Origin of the sequence: Sorangium sp. So ce128, assembly GCF_051525245.1 — a bacterium.
GTDB lineage: Bacteria > Myxococcota_A > Polyangia > Polyangiales > Polyangiaceae > Sorangium > Sorangium cellulosum_B.
The window spans coordinates 11554371-11573678 of record NZ_CP150313.1 but is presented as its reverse complement, the minus strand read 5'-3'; the positions used below and the strand labels follow the sequence as shown (position 1 = coordinate 11573678).

The 19308-nt window shown below is 68.5% G+C and carries 19 protein-coding genes and 1 pseudogene; 19 read left to right on the top strand and 1 reads right to left on the bottom strand.

Features of this window, described 5'->3' with window-relative positions; translation table 11 throughout:
* The first annotated feature begins 710 nt into the window (after positions 1-710).
* From WME82_RS43940 to WME82_RS43850, 19 genes are all read left to right on the top strand, one after another.
* Entirely contained in the window at positions 711-860 is a 150-nt protein-coding gene (locus WME82_RS43940; protein WP_438040171.1) for a hypothetical protein, read from the top strand.
* The gene (locus tag WME82_RS43935) at positions 857-1207 is read left to right on the top strand and encodes a hypothetical protein (protein WP_438040170.1); all 351 of its coding nucleotides are present in this window, start codon (positions 857-859) and stop codon (positions 1205-1207) included. The genes WME82_RS43940 and WME82_RS43935 overlap by 4 nt, the downstream gene beginning before the upstream one ends.
* 28 nt (positions 1208-1235) lie before the next feature.
* Positions 1236-1835, top strand: coding sequence for a JAB domain-containing protein (locus WME82_RS43930; protein ID WP_438040169.1), 600 nt, complete (start codon positions 1236-1238; stop codon positions 1833-1835).
* 161 nt (positions 1836-1996) lie between these two features.
* The gene (locus tag WME82_RS43925; protein ID WP_438040168.1) at positions 1997-2284 is read left to right on the top strand and encodes a hypothetical protein; all 288 of its coding nucleotides are present in this window, start codon (positions 1997-1999) and stop codon (positions 2282-2284) included.
* Positions 2268-3011: a hypothetical protein gene (locus tag WME82_RS43920; protein ID WP_438040167.1), complete on the top strand. Its 744-nt coding sequence runs from the start codon at positions 2268-2270 to the stop codon at positions 3009-3011. Before WME82_RS43925 ends, WME82_RS43920 begins: the two co-directional genes overlap by 17 nt.
* A gap of 111 nt (positions 3012-3122) precedes the next feature.
* On the top strand, positions 3123-4061 hold the full coding sequence (locus WME82_RS43915; protein ID WP_438040166.1) for a hypothetical protein: 939 nt from the start codon (positions 3123-3125) through the stop codon (positions 4059-4061).
* 129 nt (positions 4062-4190) lie between these two features.
* Positions 4191-5309 (top strand): AAA family ATPase, encoded by a 1119-nt coding sequence (locus WME82_RS43910; RefSeq protein WP_438040165.1) that lies wholly within the window; start codon positions 4191-4193, stop codon positions 5307-5309.
* A gap of 9 nt (positions 5310-5318) precedes the next feature.
* A complete protein-coding gene (locus WME82_RS43905; RefSeq protein ID WP_438040164.1) occupies positions 5319-6488 on the top strand; it encodes a vWA domain-containing protein in 1170 nt (389 codons plus the stop codon).
* Between the two features lie 21 nt (positions 6489-6509).
* A complete protein-coding gene (locus WME82_RS43900) occupies positions 6510-6902 on the top strand; it encodes a DUF6573 family protein (protein WP_438040163.1) in 393 nt (130 codons plus the stop codon).
* A gap of 590 nt (positions 6903-7492) precedes the next feature.
* Entirely contained in the window at positions 7493-7993 is a 501-nt protein-coding gene (locus WME82_RS43895; RefSeq protein ID WP_438040162.1) for an RNA polymerase sigma factor, read from the top strand.
* The gene (locus WME82_RS43890; RefSeq protein ID WP_438040161.1) at positions 7990-8343 is read left to right on the top strand and encodes a hypothetical protein; all 354 of its coding nucleotides are present in this window, start codon (positions 7990-7992) and stop codon (positions 8341-8343) included. The genes WME82_RS43895 and WME82_RS43890 overlap by 4 nt, the downstream gene beginning before the upstream one ends.
* 59 nt (positions 8344-8402) lie before the next feature.
* Positions 8403-8684, top strand: coding sequence for a hypothetical protein (locus WME82_RS43885; protein ID WP_438040160.1), 282 nt, complete (start codon positions 8403-8405; stop codon positions 8682-8684).
* 98 nt (positions 8685-8782) lie between these two features.
* The gene (recA, locus tag WME82_RS43880; protein WP_438040159.1) at positions 8783-9814 is read left to right on the top strand and encodes a recombinase RecA; all 1032 of its coding nucleotides are present in this window, start codon (positions 8783-8785) and stop codon (positions 9812-9814) included.
* 27 nt (positions 9815-9841) lie between these two features.
* Positions 9842-10096 carry a hypothetical protein gene (locus WME82_RS43875; protein ID WP_438040158.1) on the top strand — a complete coding sequence of 85 codons (255 nt, stop codon included), beginning with the start codon at positions 9842-9844 and terminating at the stop codon, positions 10094-10096.
* An 899-nt stretch (positions 10097-10995) separates the two neighbouring features.
* A complete protein-coding gene (gene tssI, locus WME82_RS43870) occupies positions 10996-13653 on the top strand; it encodes a type VI secretion system tip protein TssI/VgrG (protein ID WP_438040157.1) in 2658 nt (885 codons plus the stop codon).
* A gap of 51 nt (positions 13654-13704) precedes the next feature.
* Entirely contained in the window at positions 13705-15378 is a 1674-nt protein-coding gene (locus WME82_RS43865) for a hypothetical protein (protein WP_438040156.1), read from the top strand.
* Positions 15379-15600: 222 nt separating this feature from the next.
* The gene (locus WME82_RS43860; RefSeq protein ID WP_438040155.1) at positions 15601-16398 is read left to right on the top strand and encodes a hypothetical protein; all 798 of its coding nucleotides are present in this window, start codon (positions 15601-15603) and stop codon (positions 16396-16398) included.
* 34 nt (positions 16399-16432) lie between these two features.
* Positions 16433-16849, top strand: coding sequence for a PAAR domain-containing protein (locus WME82_RS43855; protein WP_438040154.1), 417 nt, complete (start codon positions 16433-16435; stop codon positions 16847-16849).
* A 9-nt stretch (positions 16850-16858) separates the two neighbouring features.
* Positions 16859-18655 carry a hypothetical protein gene (locus WME82_RS43850; RefSeq protein WP_438040153.1) on the top strand — a complete coding sequence of 599 codons (1797 nt, stop codon included), beginning with the start codon at positions 16859-16861 and terminating at the stop codon, positions 18653-18655.
* Between the two features lie 104 nt (positions 18656-18759).
* Here WME82_RS43850 and WME82_RS43845 read toward each other — a convergent pair.
* Positions 18760-19173 (bottom strand): annotated as a pseudogene (locus tag WME82_RS43845) (HIT family protein); the annotation flags it as partial.
* Between the last annotated feature and the right edge of the window lie 135 nt (positions 19174-19308).

Below are 19308 nucleotides of genomic sequence, written 5' to 3'. Positions count from 1 at the left end.
GGCGTTCGCGTCCGAGATGAATGATGAGCCTGCATGCCCGCGGGGCGCAGGCGTACAGCGCATCCGGATGGATGGCGAAAACGTCGGCATGACGGTATTCTTTCTCCCTCGGAGCTGCAGTGTCGTTCCTGGCGCAGCACTGCAGCTCGCTGCCACGCACCGCGCTGCTTATGCATGCTGTCCTGTTCTGAATGTGCTCACGAAGACACCGAACCGATGCCAGTCGGTCGAATCTCCGGTCACCGCACATACATGAATTGACGAAGCCCGTCATACTCCTTGCGTGACGCCGAGATCATCTTCCGGAGCGCACACTCCGTGCGACTCTTCGACGCCGGTTTGACGTCATACATTGGTCTGGTCCTGGTGCGGAGAATACATCCGGATGCGGCATGCGTGCATTGGGTGCATGTCGTACTCGCACAGGCTGACCGACACGACAGATCTGGTGCGATCCATCGGGATCACAAGGAATAATAGTTACGAAGGAGGTCCACGCTCGAGAGATTGACCGATGAAGAGTTGCAAGCCTCTCGTCAAGGCGCTGCGCCTCGCCGCCGCGATCCTCGCGATGGCCGGGCGGGTGCTCCTCGCCTGTATGGGCTGATCGCCCAGGCGACTACTTTCCACCGCGGCCCTTCGTCCAGGTCCCCGTTTCCGTTCCGTCCAGATCGAACTGCGCCCTCCTCGGCGCTGATGGAGAGATCCCCATGCCCCAGACCAACGAGAACGCCACGTCCGCTGTCTCCTCCTATGTCCTCCGCGTGTTCGCGAACGAGTCCGTGAAGAAGGGCGCCGCCGCTGCCGTCGCCGGCCTCCTGGTCGCGGCCGTCTCGGAGGCGATCTGGCCGTCGCGGTGAGCGAGCTGATCGGCGAGGCCCTGCTGGAGCTTCTCCGGCACGGTCTGCCCCGGCGCGTGCCGACGGCTGCGAGCATGCTCGACTGGCTCCGGGAGGCGGGAACGCCGCCGCCCGGTGTCGAGCTCTTCAGCGTCGACGGCGCAGCGTTCACCGGCATCCTGATCGTCGACCGGAACCGGCCGATCTTCATGCTCGCCGCACGACAGAGCCCGGCGCCACGCATTCACATGGGCCCGTCCGTGCCACCCAGCACGCCGCGCTACGGTTCGCCGTACGGCCAGCGGTCCCTGTTCGACGAGGACGACGAGCCCTACTGGCGCGACGGCCATGCCGGCTGGCCGCGATGAGGCTGGCCTCGGGGCTCAGCGCCCAGGCGTGCAGCTCGGGGGCGCCCTGGCCGCGCCTGAGGACGAGCTGCTCCGCACGGTGCTGCGCAGTCGGCGCATCGCGGACCGGCTCGCCCGCGCCGCAGGCGGCTGGAGAGACCTGAGCGAGCACGAGCTGGAGCGGCTCGGGCTCACGAGTGTCCAGCGCAGCGCCGTCCTGGCGTTGCAGCAGCTCGTCCGTAGCGGCTACCCCTCGCTGCCGAAGCACAAGTTCTCGTGTTCGGCGGACATTGCCCGCATCTACGCCGACCGGCTGGGCGGGCTCGTTCACGAGGTGATGCTCGGCATCGCGCTCAACGGCCGGAACGAGTTCATGGCCGAGCTCGAAGTGGCACGGGGCGGGAGGCACGGCGCCGCGCTCACCGTCGCCGACGCGCTGCGGCCGGTCATCCGTGCCGGCGCCAGCGCTTTCGTCCTCGTGCACAACCACCCGTCCGGGGATCCGATGCCCAGCCCGGAGGACATCGCGCTCACGACGGCGATGAAGAGGGCTGCTGACCTCGTGAGCATTCCTCTGGTCGACCACATCATCATTGGAGGTCGCGGCGGAGGATTCAGCTCCATGCTCGACCTCTGCATCATCCAGTAAGAAGATTGCCGACAGACCGTACCGACTGCATCGTCGAGCCGTGCTCGGTCTACAGCGGCGCTGCCGATTCATCACATTACAAGGTCACATTCCTCAGGGCGTCCGCTGGCACGAGCGCTCGTGCTCCGGGCGCCTTTCCGTTTTTGGAGAAAGGACATCTCATGCGCGTCAACGGTCGTACGCTCCGCCCCTCGACCCTGGCCGAGCGCCGTCTGCTCCTGTCGCTCGGGACCGCCTCGCTGCGCGTGCCGCGCAGCATGAATCCGTTCGCCGTCGCCCGACGGCTGCGCCGCGCCGCGCTGGGCAACAGCCCCGATCACGACTTCGCCCGCGACTTGGTGAAGGCGAGGAGGCGGCCCGACCAGCTGCCGGTCCCCTCGCCGGATCTGGATCTTCCGGAGCCGACGAACCCCGACGAGGTCGTGATCGTCCATGGCCGGGCGGCGTAGCGGCCTGGCAGGGCTCGAGCGCGTTCTTCGCGCGCTCGAGCCCGGGTCGCACAACATCGGCAATTACGTTGCCGAGCACGACGAGGAGCTCGCGGTGCTGCTCGGCGTCGACGCCAGCGAGCTCTGGGCGCTGGCCGGCCAGCCCGACGAGAAAGCCGCCCCACGGGTTCGCGCGCTCTTCCAGCATCGAGCGGAAGCTCACACCCTGCGTCATCAGGCTGCCCGTCGCGAAGCCGTCTTGGCGGCAGCGCAGCGGCTTGCGATGACGGCAGTCTGGCGGGAAAGCGCGGCGCTGCTGGAGTTGAACGTCCTCCTCGGCGACCTGCTCGCGGATGGGACGATCCAGCACATCAGTCTGGTGAGCCGTGCCTTCGCGGTACACCTGCCCCGCAAGAAGCTGGTCGAGGTCGCGGAGGTTCTTCCGAGGCAGTTCGCTGATCTGGTGAGCTGGGTGGACCGGACCGGACTCCACTTTCGATGGCGCCAGGGGCGTGGCGGGCTGAGCCTCTACTCGCAGGTGGTGCCAGCCAGCGAGTCCGCCCACGTCCTCAATGTCAGCATCCCGGCGCCTGCCATTAAGAAGGACCGGCCGGTTCCGGCTTCAACTTCCCCGGGACGTCGCATCCAAGACGCCCCACGCCCGGATCGCACGAACGCAGCGCCAGCCGCTCCTCGCAGCGCGGGATGGCTCGCCGAGGCTCTCACCGAAGCTGCGTTCTCGGCCTAGCAATCCCCGCGGTCCCTTGGTGGACCGCTGCTCTGGGCAGCGTGCGGTTCGATCCGCACAGCGCCCGCTCCCCTCCTCAACACACGCTCTCTACGACAAGGAGTCTACGCCATGAACAGCGCACCGGCGACGCTCGAGCGCGCCCAGCGGCGACTCGCCGCCGCGGGAGGTCGCCACATCGGCGATCTCATCTCCTGGAACACCGACCGGATCGATGTGACGCGCGACGCCGCTCGCCGCGTCTTCGCGACCGAGGGGCTCGGCCACCTCATCCCGGATATGGAACCGGCCACCGCGCTCTCGCGGGCCGCAGCCGAGGTGAAGCGCCCGGCCGGCATCCTCGTCCGGCCCTTCGCGCGGCCCAAGGGCGACACGAGCGCCGCGGTGGGCATCTACGTGCAGAGGACCCGCGAAGGCGAGGCCGGCGACGAGTACGTCTGCGGCGCTCGCAGCCGGGTCGACCGGCACACGGGCACCCTCGTGGGCCTGCCGCCCGACGGCGCGCCCTCGATCGCCGAGGCCCTCGCGCACGCCGAGGCCATGGCCGCACACGGAAACCACCTCGTCGCGCACGCGGAGACGCGCGACATCTCCTTCGCCATGGTGGCGGCGGCCAAGGCGCTCTCCGGCGTGCCGCTGCGGGATCGAGGCGGGTTCTACCTGCTGCCGCCGTCCACCTGCGGTGCATGGCTACGGCTCCGGCCGGGGCTCGAGCAACTCGGCGTGAAGCCCATCCGGATTGAGATGCACGACGCGCCCGACAACGTTGCCGTCGCCAGGGCGGCAGCGCAGGGCGCGCTGGAGGCGGACGTCGCGGAGCTCATCGCCGACCTCGACAAGGCGGCCTCGGAGGGCATGCGCCACAACGCGCTCGCTCGGCGGGTCGAGCTCTGCAAGGAGCTGACGGCCAAGGCCGAGCTCTACCGCGGCGTCCTCGCCGGTGTCGCTGACCGGATCACGGCGCGGGTCAAAGAGCTCCAGCACAGCTTCCAGCTCCAGCTCGATGGCGGTGATGGCGTGTCGTTCACCATCCCCGTGGTCAACGACTGAGAGAGCCAGGATTGCTCGAAGGGGAAACGCCTCGCCGTGGGTGACACCGCGGCGAGGCACCGGCGCAGCATGCCCGCTGCGAAGACACATGAGGTGATGATGAAGTCGACGACCAACAATTCGGTTGATATGACCTCTGTGCGGCACAGGTTCCGGACCGTGCGCGACAGCTTGCTTGCCACTTTCCGGGAGCGCGAGAACGCCGTCGAATGCATCCTGCTCGCTGCCCTCTCGGGCAATCACGCGCTGCTGGTGGGACCTCCGGGCACGGCGAAGAGCGCCTTGTTCTTCGGATTCCTGTCGTGCTTCCCCGATGCGCGGAAGTTCCAAACGCTGGTCACCAAGTTCGGAACCGAGGACGAGTACTTCGGGCCGGTGAAGCTCAGCGCCCTGAAGAACGATCTCTGGGAGCGCAACCTCGACGGCCGGCTCGCCGGCGTCGAGTGCGCCTTCCTCGATGAGGTGTTCAAGGGGTCCGACTCGGTGCTGAACGCCTTCCTGTCAGCGATGAACGAGCGGCTCTACAAGGGCCGGCCGATCCCGCTGCGGATGCTGGTCGGCGCCTCGAACGAGCTGCCCGAGGAGGAGAACCTGGCGGCGGTGTACGACCGCTTCTTGCTGCGCGATCTGGTCGAGTACGTGCAGGCCGATGCGACCTGGATGCAGCTCGTCGCGACGCCGCCCGCCTACACGGCCTCGGCTCAGATCAAACTCGCCGAATGGGACGTGGCGCGGGCAGACGTCGGCCGGGTGACGCTGCCCGAGCGCATCGTGCAGGAGCTCCTCCGGATCCGGAACGAGCTCAAGGTCAACGGGATCGTCGTCTCCGATCGGCGCTGGATTGCGCTCACCCGCGTGCTCCGCGCCGCGGCCTGGCTCGACGACTGCGCCGAGGTCGAGCTCGATCACCTCGCCGTGCTCCGGTACGGCCTCTGGCAGAAGCCCGACGATCGCGCTCGAGTCGTCGCCGTGCTCGACACGGTGGACCGGAGCGCGGTGGCCAAGGCGATCACGGTCGTGGATGAAGCCCTGCGCGCCTACGCCCACCGGCCCACAGAGGCGGCGGCCTACCTGGAGGCGCTCCCCAAGCTCGCCGCCGACATCACCGACGCGGCCAAGCGGGTGCAGGAGCAGCTCAAGGAGGGCGTGTCTCGCCGCGCGCAGGCGCGCATCCAGCCGAAGCTCGACGAGCTGAAGAAGGTCCACGACGCGCTCAAGGCCGACCTGGCGAAGCGCTACGCCCTGTAGGAGGTCGCGATGGGGACCTTCCTCCAGGCTCGGCGCGCCCACCGCGCCGTGGCGGTTGCAGCGGACCAGGATGCCGCTGCGGCCGGGGACCTCTGGAACGCGATCGTCGGGGCAGGGAGCGAGCCGCTCGCGGGCTCCTTCGCCGAGGCGGCGCAGGACACCGCGCCGGTGGAGCACGCCGCGCTGCTCGCGTCCGACGACGTGGCAGCGGCGTACGCCTTCGAGCGGCTGTGGGCCTGCCTCCCTGCCCTGCGCCCCGGGGCGTCGCCGTTCGAGCTGCGCGGCGTCGCCCGGGAGATGTGGTCAGCGTTCGATGCGCAGGCCCGGCGCACCGAGCATCTTGCCGACGGGTTTGGCTGGGACGTCAGCGCGGCGTGGACCCACGCCCGCGACGTCGAACTCGCCCACGGGGACCTCCACCAGGTCGAGCGCATCGCTCGCCTCGCTGGCCGCATGTACGCAGCCCTGCGGGGCGCCCACGCTAACCGAGTCCACGGTGTGCCCGCGGAAGTCTACTCGGTCGAGCAGGGCAACGACGTGTCCCGTCTGCTGCCGGCCGAGCAGGTCCTGCTCATGGAGCCCGTCCTGGAGACGGTCGTCCTGGAGCGGATCGCCTCCCGCCGGGCAGCGCAGTACGCCGTCCGAGGGGAGGCGAAGAAGTCGAAGGGGCCGCTCGTGGTCGCGCTCGACGAGTCCGGGAGCATGCACGCTGCCCGGAACGAGTGGGCGAAAGCCGCGACGGTCGCGCTCTGCCGCGTCGCCTTCGATGAGAAGCGGCCGGTCGCCGTGGTCCACTACTCGACCTCCACCGTGGTCCAGGCCATCAAGCCCGGCGACACGGAGGCCGTGCTGCGGATGGTGCGCCACTTCCTCGGAGGAGGAACGGCCATCGGCCTCGCGCTCGGCATGGCCGTGCAGCAGGTCCGGCAGCTCGCCCGGCGGGGCCATCAGGGCGCCGACGTCATCCTCGTCACCGACGGCGTGGACGGGAACCAGGCGGCTCAGGAAGCAGCCCTCCGCGAGGGCCTGGCGCTCGGGGTGCGGCTCTGGACGGTGGCCATCGAGTGCGAGGTGGCCGAGACCTCACCGCTCCGGGCCAGGGCCGCGCACTACGTGCGCCTCGGCGGCGCAGAGCTCGCGAAAGGAGAAAGCGTCTCTCTCCTGGCCGGCGCCACGTAATCCCAGCCGGAGGAAAGCAAGATGCCGGACAACGACGAACTCGAGTTCGAGGTCATCGAGGCGTACACGCGCGCCCAGGCCATCGCGGATGGCACCCTGATGGACGTGGCGTCAACGGCCCAGGAGATGGGGATCAAGCTTCCCGTCGCCGTGACGCACTCCGTCTGGAACCGCTACGTCGTGCTGACTCCGGCTGCGCTGCGGGCCCGCAACGACGAGCGCGGCAGACTCTGGGATGTGCTGTGGATGTTCCGCGCTGCGGCCCTGCGTGCACCGGAAGCAAACGAGATCATCTTCTCGCTGTACGTGGTTACCGATTCCGCCGAGCCCTCGTTGGTGGAGCTCAAGGCGGTCTGCGGTCCCGGCGACAACGCCGAGCCCGTAATCACCATCATGCTGCCTGAGGAGGATTGAAACGACCGCAGCTTCGGGCTGGTCTCGAAGCTGCATCACTCTCGCTCTTGCAGTTCTTGCGTGCTGCCAAATCTTCCCCTGACGCAGCAGCGCGCTCGTCTCAGTCTGAAGTAGTGCAGCCCGCGGCGACTGCAATCGCCCGGGCTGCGTGGCCGAAACCTCATCTAGCGAGGTTGCGACATGCTGATTGTAGTCCGCCCGCCGTCCGCGGGCCAAGGGAGCCGTGCGCCTTCGCGCCGGCGCCCTCACTCCCATCCGCCCTCCCTGACCGACACCGAAGCGATCCGGCTGCCCGCCGCACTTCGCAGCCTGCTGGGGCTGTACGGCTTCCGCTCGTACGCGTCGGGAGTCATGGGCGTTCGCGCCCGAGGCATCCGGCACACCGCCGCCGCCCCGCGCGGCTCGTCGCCAGCCATGGCCAGACGGGCCGCCCAGGAGGCCAGCGCCCCAGTTCACGGCCGGCTGAGCGCGCCCGGAATGGCCGACTGCGACCGGAACTCCGAGAGGGGTGGGTGAGCCGCGGGCGGAACGGGGCCCACCGCGCACCCACCGGGCTACATCCCCCGGCCCGACCGAACATCGCGGCAGTCATGGCGGAGCGGCCCTTCATCGTGGCCACGCTCATCACCTGCGGCGTCCCCGCGCGCGACAGCGCCGACGTCGCACAGGCGGTCGTGCTGGGCGCCTGGAAGGCCATCGAGGCCGGCCGGTATCGTCCCGACCCGGCTGTGAACGCTCGGCAGGTACTCCGCCGGTGGCTCCGCGGTGTCGCTTGGCGGCAGGCGACGCACTACCTCGAGAGCGCGTACGTGCGTCATGAGGTCCTGCACCACGAGCCGGTCGGTCCTCTGCGCCACGTCGCGGGTCTGAATCTCGAGGCGCAACTCCAGGCGCGTGCCGAGATGGAGGCGCTCCTCGCGCTCTGGCAGATGCCGCTCTGGGCGCGTGAGGTGCTCGCCCTGGCGGCTCTAGGTCATGAGGGCACCGAGATCGCGAGCGTGCTGCACCTGCACCACGGAACCGCCGTCAGCCGGCTCCGCCGGGCTCGCAAGCTGCTCGCGCGCATGCGTAAGCGAAAGGGGGGCCGATGAACCTCGGAGCTCCCAAGCACCGCATGAGTGCCACGCTCCCCGGCAAGCCAGTCACACGATGCGTATCTCCCCACGACATCGAGACCTACCTGGAGTCGAAGGGCTACCAGTCGGTGCTCTCGGAAGAGCGCGCCTGGCCCAGGGACATCCCCTACGCCTCGTTGCCGCCCAGCTGGCCAGATCCGCGCGCCCCGCCGATCCGCATCCACCCACACATCGTGCGGGGACCACAGCTGTGCTCGCAGCCGATGGAGAAGGTCATCGAGGTCATCGCGCACAACGAGGGACCCACGCCCGGCGAGCTGCTGCGCGACATCGCCGTGCACTCTCAGCTGGAGCGCGGCGGGTAGCCTCCTCCGCCCCGCTATCACAACGCACACCGTGCCCTCTCTTCTGGAGGCAATCCACCATGACAGAGACTCGCCAGTACCCGGCGGACGACGACACATGGGACGGCCGTACCGAACGCCCGCCATCGAACGGATCCATCCGACTCGACGACGCCAGCTACATGCGCGAGTGGATCACGGCGCTTCGGGAGCAAGTGGACCAGGGGTTCAGCGCGGCCGAAGATGCCACGCGCCCCGTCCAGGAGCGCGTTCTCTCCAGGCACGAGGCGCGCCGCCGCATCGAGAAGGCGACGGAGACCATCCACAACCTGCTCGACGCTGCGGAGCGCGGCCTCCCCTGACGATCGCTCACGCAAGGGCGCCCGCCTGCGCAGGCCCTGCCTGCTGCGCGGCACTCTCCTGTCTCGCCAACCCCCCTATTCAGCAAAGGACCTTCAGCATGAACGCTCACGTCAGCAGGGCCCGCGCCGTCCAGTCCGTGGTCGGCGCCATCGAGAAGCAATTCGGAAAGGGAGCTCTCATGTCCCTCGGAAGTGGTGACAACATCCCCGAGATCCGGGTCATCCGCACCGGCTCGCTCGCGCTCGACGCCTCCCTCGGCGTCGGCGGGTACCCGCGCGGCCGCGTCGTCGAGATCTACGGCCCGGAGTCGTCCGGCAAGACCACCCTCACGCTGCACGCCATGCGCGAGGCCCAGCGTACGGGTGGTGTCGCGGCGTTCATCGACGCCGAGCATGCGTTCGACGTCACCTACGCGCGTGCGATCGGCGTCGACACCGACCGGCTCCTCGTCTCGCAGCCGGACAGCGGCGAGCAGGCGCTCGAGATCGTCGAGATGCTCGCGCGCTCGACCGCCGTCGACGTGATCGTGGTCGACTCGGTCGCGGCGCTCACGCCCAAGGCCGAGATCGAGGGGGACATGGGCGAGGCGCACATGGGCCTCCAGGCGCGGCTGATGAGCCAGGCCCTCCGCAAGCTCACGGGCATCGCGCACCGGACCGAGACCACCCTGATCTTCATCAACCAGCTCCGGCACAAGATCGGCGTCGTCTTCGGCAGCCCCGAGACGACCACGGGCGGCAACGCGCTCAAGTTCTACGCGAGCGTGCGCCTCGACGTGCGCCGGATCGGGACCGTGAAGGCGGGCGAGGACACGGTCGGGGCTCGCACCCGGGTCAAGATCGTCAAGAACAAACTGGCGCCGCCCTTCAAGGAGGCGGAGTTCGACATCCGCTGGGGCAAGGGGATCGACGCCGCCGGCGACCTTGTCGACCACGGCCTCGCGACCGGGGTGATCCAGAAGAACGGCGCGCACCTAGCCTTCCGCGGCGAGCACATCGGCCACGGGCGCGATCGAGCTCGTGAGGCGCTGCTCGCGAACGGGACGCTGGCCGCCGCTGTGCGCGCCGGCGTCGAGGCGGCTGGGCACGAGCCCCAGGCTCGCCAGCGGGTCGAAGCCGCGGGCACCTGAGCCCTCGGCAGCGACGACGAAGAGCAGGTGGACAGCCCGCAGCGCTCGGCGGCGGGCTGTCTCCCCGCCCGCAAGATCCGCCCGCAGTCATCAAAACGGCTCGGGGAGCGGCTGCTCGCGCTCGGCCACGAGGGCGTGGCGGAGCAGCACGAGATCCTGTGCCGGTTCGTGCGGGGTGACATCGGCGTTGTGCAGCTCTTCGAGGAGCTGACTCAGTGGTTCTCAGACTACATGGAGAACTGCCAAGCCGCCGCAATGGACGAGCTGCACGCCGCTGCCTGATTCCAGGCGCGGGGAGCAGGAGGACGGGCGGAGCCTCCCGCCGTTCTCCTTCTTTAGCACCTCCTTCGGAAGCCTGTCGCCCGGACCCCAGCGCCCCCGAAGTCAACGCGGCTGAACAGGCGGTCGAAGACAGCTCTCCGCTCCTCACGATCCACCGCCGCGCGATGGTCCAGGCGACTGCGGCCAGCAGCAGGAGGTTCATGTGCGCGACCGCTGTCCCGATCCTCTTGCGGTGTCCCAGAAGATCGTCCTGGCGCAGCCACATTCCGAGCGTGCCGGCGCACGATGACATCCGTCGGCACGCCGCGACGGTGTGCATCCGCCGATTCCTGGGCCAGCAGGCCGCCGTGGCTTGGGCGGACGAGGACCGCAGGCACGTCGCCTGTACGAGCTCACGGTGACCAATCGCCAATGCGGAGATGCTTGATGTTTGGAAGGCCGGCCTCCGCTCTCGCTTCCCCTGATGAAGCGGACCCCCTCGGCGATGCGCGGCCCGTACCACGAGCCCGAGCTGAGCCGGTGCGTCGCGTATTTCACTGCACTGGCGAGGGCGAAGCCCTCGGCCCAGGAGAGCGAGGTCGCCCATGTCTTCGCTCCGTGGGTCGCCAAGAAGCTGGTCCGCAGGAGCGACGATGGCCACGCGCGCCCGTCGTGGGAGCCGGAGCAATCGGCATCCATGAGCTCGCTCGATGCCTGGCACAGCGCGGAGGTCTTGCGCAGCGACGTGCCCCCGCTCGACCCGACGCGCCCGCCCGGCAGAGGGAGGCCGCGCGGCCTCACCGATGGCATGGCGAAGCGCCAGCACCCTCCTGGCATGCGCAACGCAACGCCAGGCACAAGCGCCGCGCGCCGAACGTGCTCCTTGCAGACAGCATTGCGACTCCTGTTACATTGCGCCCGTGATCAGCGATCCCTTCGAGCTCCACGCCGGGGCGTTCACGCCCGCGGACCTGCGCGTTGTCTCGTTCCGCGGGCGTGAGGCGCTCTCCGAGCTGTTCTCGTTCCAGCTCGTCGTGCAGGCCACCCCCGAGCTCGAGGGCCGCGACGCCGAGCTGCTCGGCAGTCTCGCCGCCTTCGTCCTGCGCGATGGGCGAGGGGCCGAGCGCCGCATCGAAGCGCTCGTCGACCAGGTGCGCGCGGATGCCATGTTCATCGCGCGGACCGGCCCGACCTGGCACTTGCGCCTCGTTCCCCCGCTCGTGCTCCTCCGGCGCCGGACCACGAGCCGCATCTTCCAGGACGAGACCGTGCCGCAGATCCTCCAGCACGTCCTTGCCGAGGCCTCCATCCCGGTCGAGCTCCGCCTCTCGCGGACGTACGCGGTCCGGAGCTACTGTGTGCAGTACCGCGAGAGCGATCTCGCGTTCGTTCGGCGGCTCGCGGCCGAAGAGGGGATCGCGTTCTGCTTCGCGGACGCGCCGCCAGGCACCGTGGGAACCCGCACTCCCGTGATCTTCCTCGACGACCCCGCACACTATCCCCCAGCGTTCGGTATCGAGTCCGGCGCCCTCGTCCTGCGTCCTGAGGAGGGCCTCATGCCGACAGGGCGCGAGATCATCTCGTTCGGTCTGCAGCGATCCATCAGGCCAAGCTCGGTACACCTCAGGGACTATGACTTCCGCCGGCCAAACCTGGTCCTGAGTGAGCGGGTCGGGCCCACGGCGAGCGGGCCGCCACCGCTGGAGGTGTACCAGCACCACGCGGACTACGACACGCCGGATGTCACGCCCGATCGCGCGCGGGCGTTCCTGGAGCAGGCCCAGCGCCGAGCGGTCGTGGGCAGCGGCGAGAGCTGGGTACGCGAGCTCGCGCCGGGGCGTCGCTTCGAGCTCAACGCCGAGGCCTCCCCCGGGATCGAGGGAGCCTACGCCGTGACCCGTGTCATCCACGAGGGCCATACACCCGAGCTGTCGGGGCGACCCGCGGAGCGCACCTACCGCAACCGGTTCGAGTGCATCCCCGCGACGGCGCTGCTCCGACCGCGGGCGCCCAAACGCAAGCCGAGGCAGGTCCTCGAGACGGCGGTGGTCACCGGGCCGGCAGGGCACGAGGTCCACACCGACGAGCACGCGCGCGTCAAGGTGCAGTTCCACTGGGATCTCGCTGGGCAGCGTAACGAGAAGAGCTCGGCCTGGCTGCGTGTCGCGCAGAGCTGGGCGGGCGCGTCGTTCGGCTCGCAGTTCGTGCCGCGCGTGGGCATGGAGGTGCTGGTCGGCTTTCTCGGCGGGGACACCGACTGCCCGGTCGTGCTCGGGTGCCTGTACAACGCCACGCATCCGCCGCCCTTCCAGCTCCCTGGGGAGAAGCTCAGGAGCGGCCTCCGAACCCAGAGCTCACCGGCTGCCACCGGCTCCAACGAGCTCAGCTTCGACGACACCGCCGGCGACGAGCAGATCTACGTGCATGCGCAGCGCGACCTCGACGAGCGGATCGAGCGGCGCCGGACGACGCTCATCGGTGAGGACGAACAGACCGACGTGCGCGGCAACCAGCACAATCACGTCGCTGGTGAGCGACGCGAGCGTATCGGAGGAAGCCGGCGGGGCAGCGTCGGCGGCGATCACGAGGAACGGGTTCAAGGCCACCAGACCGTGCGCGTGGACCGCGACCAGACGAACGAGATCGGAGGGAGTCGGCGGCTCGTCGTGGGCGGCGTATCCAAGGAGGTTTTCATGGATGACGCAGTCACGCTCTGCCAGGACACCTACACGCTCCACGTGGAGCGTCAGGCGGCGGTGACCGTCGGTTCTCGCGGTGATTCGTCCCGGAGCGACTTCTACGTGTTCGGCGATCACACGACCGGAGCCGCGGGCAACCTCGTACTCACGGCGAGCCGATCGCTCACCCTGCAATGTGGTGACAGCATCATCGCCCTCACGCCCGAGGGCGTGAAGATCGGCGGCAACGTGCTCGCGTTGGCCGGAGCGAACGGGGCGAGCATCAAGGGCAAGGGCCCTGCGCTCGACCTAGGCGAGGAGGCCGAGCTCGTTGCCAAGAAGATCCGGATTTTCTCCCCGAACGCCTCGCTCGATCTGGACGACGATGCGCACCTGCGCGGCAAGCTGGTCAAGCTCAACTGCGACTCGGCCGACCTGCTCTCCAGCGATGAAAACGACGAGCCGCCGAGGACCCGGCCGCTGCGGCTCAAGCTGTCGGACGTCGCGATGGTGCCCTACGCGGAAAAGAACTATCGCCTCACGGTCGACAGTCACGTTCACGAGGGAACCACGGGCCCGAACGGTGAGCTCGAGCTGGAGGTACCGGAAGCCGCAAAGGGCGCGGTGCTCGTCGTCTGGATCGAGAGTTACCCGGAGGGGCCACGCCAGCAGTGGACTCTCAGCCTGCGCGAGAGCGCGCCGGCGGACTCGGTGCCCGGCGCAGCGCTCAGGCTGCGCAACCTGGGCTACTACGAGGGGCCGCTCCGGGACGACATGGCCGAGCTGCCCGAGGGAGCCGTGCGAGGGCTCAAGGATTTCCAGCGAGACCACGGCGTGCAGGTGACCGGTAAGCTCGATGCGGCGACGGTTGCGAAGCTGAGGGAGACTTACGGCCACTGAGGTCGTGATGCGGGCGCGAGTGGGGCAAACAAGGTCTGATTGAGGTGTTGCATGAACTGGACGGATGGCGGCGGCGGCGCCGGGGGAGCGAGCGGAGGGAACGACCCGCGATTCGATGGGGCGGAGGGCGGGCCGCAGGCGTACGATTATCACACGCCCGATCCCCACGAGCCCGAGGCGCTGCCGCCCGAGCAGCCACCGGCCCCTCCACCGCCGCCTCCTCCCCCGAGCACCTTGCCAAAAGATCCGCCACCACCCGCGGCTGCAGACGTAAGCCCGGGACCTGACAACCACATATCCCAGGCAGCCGGCACGCCCTTCACGGGCGCGTTGCCGAAGTGGGTTCTCGAGATTACCAAGACGCAGGACGCCGCCGATCTGGAGCTTACCTACCCTAAAGGCGGGCCGACCACCAAGCGAACCGTTCGGCTCTATTGGTTCCGATTTCTTGGCGTCGGTTTCCTTTCTGAAAATGTGATGGGTGTCAATCGGGAGCTCCTCAAGAAGCTGCTTCGCGCGCAGGAGGAGCTCTATCGACAGTACCGCGGATCGATGGGCGCTCCGGTCGACGATGCCGATGATCAGAAGAAGTTCAAGGAGTGGTGTGCGGCGAAGGAGCTTGTCGGAGGACAGGGGAAGCGCGGCGGGGGCAACCACCGAGATGGGAGTGCGATAGATATCGAGTATACGGCCTCGCCGTGGGTACCGATCTACGGCGGCGATGGCCCAACCGGCGAGATCCACAACAACAGGAACGTCGAGTGGAGCAGGATCAACGTGTGGGAGCCTTGCTTGGAGGTGTGCCAGCGGGCCACGCTCTTCTGCTTCGGCCACAGCATTCAGCCGCGCAAGTCGAGCGATGCATCACGCTCCTACGATACGTTCAAGAAGGTCCATGATGGCCTGGTAGGCTACCTCGCCTACCGTTATCCCAACGGCGCACAGGAAGACCTGACCGAGGCATCCCTGAGCGACTTCATCAACCGTGTCAAATCTGAGAAGGATACTACGCTCAGCGGTTGCAAGATTTTACTCCGCGATGGGAGCGGAAAGCTCGCTGAACGGAGCCCATACGACGAGCAAGGGGGCCTCGATGAGCGGCTCCTGGGCGAGGCGTACGCCCAGATCGAGGCCGATCGCAAAGTGATGCGGTACGGCATGGTGAAGAACGCCTTGAAGATCAATGCCGAACGAATCGATGAGAGCGCGACCAATTTCCGGGAGCCCTGTCGAGGGTTTCTGATGCTCAAGAAGGAAGTCGTGCTGGCGCTGATCAAGGTGGGCCTGCGCTGGGGAGGACAGGACTTTGGCGACATGATGCACTTCGATATGGGATTCGAGGTGCTCAACGAGTTCTACGATATCGCCGTCGCACACAAGGCATCGCAGTCATTGAATATGCTGGGGACGAAGGACGATGTCGGCCTCCAGAAGCTGAGGGATGCGGCCGCGGCAGTCAAGAGTGCAGCAGAGACAGCGGGGCCAGCAGCCAACCAGGCGAGCCTCGCCGGCAACACGGCGAAGGAGGACGCATGCCGCGCGGCGGTACGCTCGGCGGACGCAGCGCTCAGCAAGGTTGTCGCTGCCGGTGATGCCGTGAAGAGAGCAGCTGCCAGCGAGAAGATGCCAGAAAATAAGAGGCAAAAGGCGCTGGATGCTGCAGACGCGGCGCTGGCGGCAGCCAAGCAGGCTGAAACCGAGGCACAACAGGCGGCCGCGATGTAGGTCGACGCCGTGTCCCAGCCGTTCCGATCGGGTATCATGAGGCGCGAGATGAGTCGTCTTGTTCTCCTTGGTCTGTTTGTCGCCGTCGGTGTGACCTCCTCTGCCTGCCGGCCAGCGGCGCGACAAGTCCAGCCCGAAGCCAGCGTCGCGCACGCCGCGCCTCGTCCGTCCGCAGCGTCGAGGGAGCAGGTCGGCCTATGTCCACCGATTCAGCGCGCCCGGGTGGCCACGTTCAATGAAGAACAACGCACCCATGACAAGCGCTGGCTCTTGCCCGAAGTGGTGGAAAGTCCGCCCAGAGAGCCCGTGCAGGAGGACTCCGAGGTACCGCTCGACGAAGCCAGCGCCCGGGCACGAGGTGCCACCTCCAGCAACGAGCCGGTGTGGATACTGGGCGACGGGGTTCCGCCGTGCCGGATGACGCCGGGGCAGTATCTGCTCCAGCGCGAGAGCTGGGGACCCCAGATCGAGAGGGTCGTGCGGGTGCTCGAGGGGGTGTGCCCTGAGCAGGGTCGGTCGACACGGTCGGTCGCGTTTCAGCAGACCGAATCGCCGGAGAGGTGCCTCTTGCATAAGAAAGAGACATTGACCCAACGTGCTCTACCCGAAGATCTCATTCCCCAGAAGCGTTGCGAGGAGCCGGAGTGCCGCTACATGGCGGCGGTGGGCGGCGGTGAACTACCCGGTGGTGGCGGAAGCGCGGTGCTCGAAGTTACAGCCACCTGGCTCTACCCTACGGAAGAGCATGAATGTTCCTGGGCGCATGACGACTTCTACGGCATCTTCGTCCAGGCGAGAAAGGACCTACCGTTTACCAAGATTCCCAACGTAGACAGCCTTTTCGGTGTCCTGGTCGATGGTCGAGGGCTCCGTGCCGTGATCGGCGACGCGTTATGGATCATGACCTTCGTGCCTATTGCTCCGTCTGGGCAGCCGGAGAAGCCGCTCAGCGTGACGGCCCATGTGGCCCATCATGATGAGAAGACCTGGAACTCGCTCGCGCCCTACTGCGGGCCGTGAGCCGGTGGTTGCCGCGAGAGAAGGAGAAGCGAGCATGCCAGCGCATGGGCCGAAGGCGGGCAAGCCCGCGGCAAAGCAAGGGGACAAAGTCGTCGGCATCGACACGCACATGGTGATGATCCCCTCGCCGGGCGGGCCGGTGCCCACGCCGACGCCGCTGCCTTTCAGCGGAACGCTGAGCGACGATCTGAGCCGGGATGTGCTGATCGAAGGCAAACCGGCCGCGATCCAGGGCAGCACCGCGGCGAATGCGCCCGCGCATGTACCTCCAGGGGGCACGTTCCAGCGGCCGCCGTCGAATCAGGCCCGGGTCCAGGCGGGCAGCGAGACGGTGCTCATCAACAACAAGCCCGCCGCGCACCTCGGGGATCCGGCGATGACCTGCAACGACCCGGCCGACGCGCCAAACGGGAGCGTGATCGCCTCCGGGACCGTGCTGGTCGGCGACTAGGGCCGGGGGATGGCGGCAGGCACGAAGCCCGCAGCAGGGGCGCAGGAGGCGCGCGAAGGGATCTCGCTGGCGCAGTACGCGGCCGTCAGGGCGGCGGTGACGGAGGGGTTCCCGCTGGCGGACGTGCTCGCGGTCGAGGGGCTCACGCCGCGTACGTTCGCGCGGGCCGATCTTGCCTGGAAGCAGCGGCTGGCCGCCGAGCCGGAGCTGCTCGCGGCCTACGAGCAAGAGCTGGCGCAGGCGGAGGACTGGCTGGATCGACGGGTCGAGCCGCTCGCGGACGACCCGACCGCCTGGGCGAGCTTCCTTGCTGTCTTCGCGGCGCACCCGGCCCCGTTCGAGCTGCTGCAGGAGAAGGACCTGGGCATGAACGACGTCGCGCGACTCCGCCGCCGATGGGCGCGGCGCGTTGACGAGGACGCGAAGGTCGGCGAACTCCTCAAGGATCTGCACCCGAGACCGGGGAAGCTGGGATCGCTCCGGGTCGGCCCCCGGGTGCTGCAGCCGTCGAGGGTGGCCGAGGCGCGGGGCTCGGGGAAGGCGGTCGCAGATGAGCACTCTGCGGCGGGACCGCTGGGCGAGCCCAGGCTGGGCCTGGCCGAGTACGCCGCGCTCTGCGCGGAGCTCGATGCGCTGCCTCAGCAACGCGAACGGGTACTGCGGCGCCACCGCCTGGCCGATGAGGAGATGCGGGCAGCGCTGGATCGGCAATGGCGGGCAGCGCTGGGGCGTGACGCGGCGCTGGCGAAGGACTTCGAGCGGCTCCACGCGCATCACGCGCGTCGGCTGGAGATGCTCCTCGCCCGAGCGCGGGAGCTCGGCAACGTCGAGCGCTCGCCAGCATCCGTCGCTGCCTCGTTCGCGCCTGCCGCGCCGTCTTCCGAGGCGATGCCCCCTGGGGCGCTCCTCATGACCTCGGCGGCGCTGCAGGGCACGGGGCCCCTGCTGGATGTCCCCCGAGGCGCGGTGGTCCCCTTCGTGCCCGTGCACGCCGAGCTCGCGACCGTAAAGGCTGAGCCGAAGCCTCCTCGCGCTGCGGAGTCGCTGACCGGCACCGCCCCCCTGCCCGACGTTCCGCGAGGGCCGGAGCTGCCGTTCCCTCAGTCCGGTGCGGCGAAGGTGGTGAAGCGCCCGCCTCCTGTGATCGCGGAAACCGCACCGCTTTCTGACATTCCCCGCGGCCCCGCTCTCCCGTTCACGGCCGGACCATCGGGGGCTCCCGTGCCGCCCACATTGACAGCCCGGCCGCAGCAGCCGCGAGCCCCCTCGGAGGTCGCAGAGACGTCACCGTTGCAGGCTCCCCCTCGCGGCCCGGTGATCCCCTTCACGGCAGCGGACCCCACGAGGCGTGCCGGAGCTCTGGCAGCATCGAAGCCCGCTCCGCCGGCCGCAGCAGACCTCCGGGAAACGTCGCTGAACCTGGCAATTCCCCGGGAGCTGCTGACACAAACCGCGTCCTCGCCGGCCCCAATGACCGGAGCAGTCTCCCAGACCGCCAAGGTATCGCCGCTTTCGAGGCCCTCGAGCACGGCCGGCGACGGAAGTACAGTGCCCCTCCCCGAGTCGCTGGAGACGATCCTGCCGCTCGCCCAGTATGCCGCGCTCTGCGCGGAGCTGGCCCTATGCCCCACGACGGCCGAGGAGATCTTCCGGCGCTACGGCCTGGGTTCCGGCGAGATGCGGTCGGCGGTCGATTCGGCCTGGAAGGAGCGGCTCCGCGGGAACCCGGCGGAGTACTCGAGGTGGCAAGACATGTACCAGCGCTACTACGCGCACTTCGCCAGACGGGGTGCGCCCCCGCGGTGAACCGTTTCGATCTTGCGATACCCGACCGCCGAGATGGATGTTCACCGCGACGTCATCCGCGGACCTTGCTGCCCCACATGCGGCATAGAACAAGGTGCGCCCCCGGGCGAGCTCAGCCGAACGGTCGCGTGCGGCGGGGGTCTCGCGGCGAGGTAGTTCCCTCTGCCCGGGATGACGTGGCGCACGCCGCCGCGCGGGTCGTCCACGTCGCCGCGGAAGCGTGGGATCACGTGGACGTGCAGGTGCATCACGGTCTGCCCTGCGGCCTCGCCGGCGTTGATCCCGATGTTGTAGCCGTCCGGGTGGAGCTCGGCGTCGAGGTCTCGCTTGACCGTGTCGACCAGCTCGAAGATCGCGGCGCGCTCCTCGGCGGTGGCGTCGAACCAGGTCGGGACGAGGCGGCGCGGGACGACGAGCGTGTGGCCGGGACTGACTGGGAAGCGGTCGCGCAGCGCGAATGCGAGCGCGTTGCTCGCCACCCAGGCGGACTCGGGGGCCTCGAGGAACGGGGAAGTCACCGGCCGGCGGATGGTACCTCGGAGCGGGCGCGAGGTATCTGCTGGTCGCCGTCACGTGCTGCTTCTCGAGGAGCTCGTGCGACCTTCCGATCCCTACGCACGCCCAGCCGGCGGCCGAAAAGACGACGACGGTAG